The sequence below is a fragment of the Pseudomonas sp. BF-RE-21 genome (assembly GCF_019947305.1).
GTDB classification, from domain to species: domain Bacteria; phylum Pseudomonadota; class Gammaproteobacteria; order Pseudomonadales; family Pseudomonadaceae; genus Aquipseudomonas; species Aquipseudomonas migulae.
Genome location: NZ_JAGYGF010000105.1, coordinates 1 through 3,799, shown reverse-complemented (window position 1 = coordinate 3,799; position 3,799 = coordinate 1). Strand labels below are relative to the sequence as shown.

The 3,799-nt window shown below is 61.0% G+C and carries 4 protein-coding genes and 1 pseudogene; 4 read left to right on the top strand and 1 reads right to left on the bottom strand.

The window, feature by feature from the left end; genetic code table 11:
• Positions 1-133 precede the first annotated feature (133 nt).
• From KGB25_RS30260 to KGB25_RS30245, 4 genes are all read left to right on the top strand, one after another.
• A complete protein-coding gene (locus KGB25_RS30260; RefSeq protein ID WP_008039388.1) occupies positions 134-496 on the top strand; it encodes an ArsC family reductase in 363 nt (120 codons plus the stop codon).
• A gap of 33 nt (positions 497-529) precedes the next feature.
• Positions 530-1,564, top strand: coding sequence for a 2,3,4,5-tetrahydropyridine-2,6-dicarboxylate N-succinyltransferase (gene dapD / locus KGB25_RS30255; protein WP_008039387.1), 1,035 nt, complete (start codon positions 530-532; stop codon positions 1,562-1,564).
• A 165-nt stretch (positions 1,565-1,729) separates the two neighbouring features.
• Positions 1,730-2,935, top strand: a complete 1,206-nt coding sequence (locus KGB25_RS30250) for an aminotransferase class V-fold PLP-dependent enzyme (protein ID WP_223437994.1) — start codon at positions 1,730-1,732, stop codon at positions 2,933-2,935.
• Positions 2,932-3,342 (top strand): SufE family protein, encoded by a 411-nt coding sequence (locus KGB25_RS30245; RefSeq protein WP_223437993.1) that lies wholly within the window; start codon positions 2,932-2,934, stop codon positions 3,340-3,342. Before KGB25_RS30250 ends, KGB25_RS30245 begins: the two co-directional genes overlap by 4 nt.
• A 104-nt stretch (positions 3,343-3,446) precedes the next feature.
• On the opposite strand, the pseudogene KGB25_RS30240 reads toward KGB25_RS30245, so the two are convergent.
• Positions 3,447-3,799 (bottom strand): annotated as a pseudogene (locus KGB25_RS30240) (tRNA threonylcarbamoyladenosine dehydratase); the annotation flags it as partial.

Below are 3,799 nucleotides of genomic sequence, written 5' to 3'. Positions count from 1 at the left end.
GCCACTATCAATGTTGAATGTTAAGCCGCTTTCGCGAGCAAGCTCGGCTCCTACAGGGTTTTGCGTTTTAACCGGACGGTCATGGCATAATCCGTCACCTTTTTTTTCCAGCACCTGTAAAGGGGGCAATTCCTTGACCGATTCAAGCAAAACGTTGCACCTTTTCGGCATCAAAGCCTGCGACACCATGAAAAAGGCGCGCACCTGGCTCGATGAACACGCTGTCAGCTATGACTTTCATGATTACAAAGCGGTCGGAATCGACCGTGAACACCTGAGCCAATGGTGCGACGAGCACGGCTGGCAAGTGGTGTTGAACCGTGCAGGCACGACCTTTCGCAAGCTCGACGACGAACGCAAAGCCGATCTCGACCAGCCGAAAGCCATCGAACTGATGCTCGCACAACCCTCGATGATCAAGCGCCCGGTGCTCGATCTCGGTGACCGAACCCTGATTGGCTTCAAGCCAGATATCTACGCGGCAGCGCTCAAGTAAGCCAGCCCGTTCAATTTTGTTAGAGGTATTTACATGTCCACTTCCGTATTCAGCCTGGCCTTTGGTGTCGGCACTCAAAATCGTCAGGGCGCATGGCTCGAAGTGTTTTACGCTCAGCCGCTGCTCAACCCGTCGGCCGATCTGGTCGCGGCCATCGCGCCGGTTCTGGGTTACACCGAAGGCAATCAGGCCATCGCGTTCAGCACCGCCCAGGCTTCGCAACTGGCTGAAGCACTGAAAGGTGTCGACGCAGCCCAGGCTGCCCTGCTGACCCGTCTGGCCGAAAGCCACAAGCCGCTGGTCGCCACCATTCTGGCCGAAGATGCGCCGCTGACTTCCACGCCTGAGGCTTACCTCAAGCTGCACCTGCTGTCCCATCGTCTGGTCAAGCCGCACGGCCTGAACCTGGCCGGCGTGTTCCCGCTGCTGCCGAACGTCGCATGGACCAGCCAGGGCGCGATCGACCTCGCCGAACTGGCCGAACATCAACTGGAAGCCCGTCTGCGCGGCGAGCTGCTGGAAGTGTTCTCGGTAGACAAATTCCCGAAAATGACCGACTACGTCGTGCCGGCCGGCGTGCGTATCGCTGATGCCGCCCGTATCCGTCTGGGCGCTTACGTCGGCGAAGGCACCACCGTGATGCACGAAGGTTTCGTCAACTTCAACGCCGGTACCGAAGGCCCGGGCATGATCGAAGGCCGCGTTTCCGCTGGCGTGTTCGTCGGCAAGGGTTCGGACCTGGGCGGCGGTTGCTCGACCATGGGCACCCTGTCGGGCGGCGGCAACATCGTGATCAAGGTTGGCGAAGGCTGCCTGATCGGCGCCAACGCCGGTATCGGTATCCCGTTGGGCGACCGCAACACCGTTGAATCGGGCCTGTACGTGACCGCTGGCACCAAAGTGGCGCTGCTGGACGAAAACAACAAACTGGTCAAAGTCGTGAAGGCTCGTGAACTGGCCGGTCAGCCGGACCTGCTGTTCCGCCGCAACTCGGAAACCGGTGCCGTGGAATGCAAAACCCACAAATCGGCGATCGAACTGAACGAAGCGCTGCACGCTCACAACTAAGCAGAGCGTCACGACCACCTGTTCTTGTAGGAGCGAGGCTTGCCCGCGAAGCTTTTGGGGATCTCACCGGCCCCTTCGCGAGCAAGCTTCGCTCCTACAGGTCCGGCGTAGCCCAGACCATCAGGTCAGGCGTACGTCCGCCCATGTTTAGCAGGGCCCGATAGCATGATGATTCTCTCCCCCTGGCGCGCCGATTTTCCGGCCATCGCCGCCCTGCAACGGCAAGACCAGACCTATCTGGACAACGCCGCCACCACGCAAAAACCTCAAGCCCTTCTGGATGCCCTGGCGCATTACTACGCCAATGGCGCAGCCAACGTGCATCGGGCGCAACACTTGCCCGGCGCACATGCCACCCAGGCGTTCGAGGACAGCCGCAATAAAGTCGCGCAATGGCTGAATGCCGGTGATTGCGGACAGATCATCTTCACCCACGGCGCGACCTCGGCGCTGAACCTCCTGGCCTATGGCCTGGAACACCTGTTCAATCCGGGCGATGAAATTGTCATCAGCGCCCTGGAGCACCACGCCAACCTGCTGCCATGGCAGCAACTGGCCCACCGTCGCGATCTGAAACTGGTGATCCTGCCGCTGGACGCCGACGGCTTGATCGACCTGGATGCCGCCGCCGCGTTGATCGGCCCGCGAACCCGCTTGCTGGCGGTCAGTCAGCTGTCCAATGTGCTCGGCGCCTGGCAGCCATTGCCCGCGCTGCTGGCGCTGGCCAAGGCACACAACGCGTTGACCGTGGTCGATGGCGCCCAAGGCGTGGTCCATGGCCGACACGATGTGCAGGCGCTGGGTTGCGACTTTTATGTCTTTTCCAGCCACAAGCTCTATGGCCCGGATGGCCTGGGGGTGTTGTTCGGCCGCCATGAGGCGCTCAAGCAACTGCGCCATTGGCAGTTCGGCGGCGAAATGGTGCTGGATGCGGATTACCAGCACGCGCGCTTTCGTCCTGCTCCGCTGGGTTTCGAGGCAGGAACGCCGCCGATCTCCAGCGTGATTGGTCTCGGGGCGACGCTCGATTACCTCGCCGGCCTCGATCAGGATGCGGTTTCGGCCCATGAAGCCGCGCTGCATGACTATTTGTTGAAAGGTCTTGAGGCGCGCGACGGCATTCGCTTGCTGGGCAAACCGCAACTGGCCCTGGCGAGTTTTGTCGTCGAGGGTGTGCATAACTCTGATCTGGCGCACTTGCTGACAGAACAAGGCATCGCGGTGCGCGCCGGTCATCATTGCGCGATGCCGCTGCTGAAAAGCTTTGAACTGGCCGGGGCGATTCGGGTGTCGTTGGCGCTTTACAACGATTCCGAGGACCTGCAACGGTTCTTTGATGCGCTGGATCAAGCGCTGGAGTTGTTGCGATGAACCTCCCTGCCGATGCCGTCACAGCGCTGGAAACGTTTCAGAACGCCGCCGGCTGGGAGCAACGCGCGCGACTGCTGATGCAATGGGGCGACCGGCTACCGGCGTTGAGCGATGTGGATAAAGTCGACGCCAACCGCGTGCATGGCTGTGAAAGTCAGGTGTGGTTGGTGGGATCGTTGCAGGACGGCCATTGGCAGTTTGCCGCGAGCAGCGATGCGCGGTTGATCCGCGGGTTGGTGGCGTTGTTGCTGGCGCGGGTTAACGGGTTGTCGGCGGTCGAGTTGCAGCAGGTGGATTTGCCGGACTGGTTCAATCAGCTTGGACTCAGCCGACAGTTGTCACCTTCGCGCAGCAATGGCCTCAATGCCGTGCTTCAGCGAATGAATGAGTTGGCCGCGCCCCTGTAGGAGCGAGCGGTGCGGCGATCCGACTTGCCCGCGAAGGCGCCGTACCTGACACACCGCTTTCGCGGGCAAGCCTCGCTCCTACAGGTATTGCAAACCATTTCCTGTCAGGCAGGTTTAACCCGATCCGCCGGGCGCCGCACACCCGCCACAATCTTATCCACAGCCTTGGTCGCCGCGACCATGCCGAACGTCGCCGTCACCATCATCACCGCACCAAACCCGCCCGCGCAGTCCAGCTTCACGCCATCCCCGACAAAACTCTTCTGCAGGCAAATGCTGCCGTCCGGCTTCGGATAACGCAGCTGCTCGGTGGAAAACACGCACGGCACGCTGTAATGACGGGTCACGGTGCGGGAGAAGTTGTAATCGCGGCGCAGGGTCGAGCGCACTTTCGAAGCCAACGGGTCGTTGAATGTGCGGTTCAGGTCGCAGACCTGGATCAACGTCGGGTCAATCT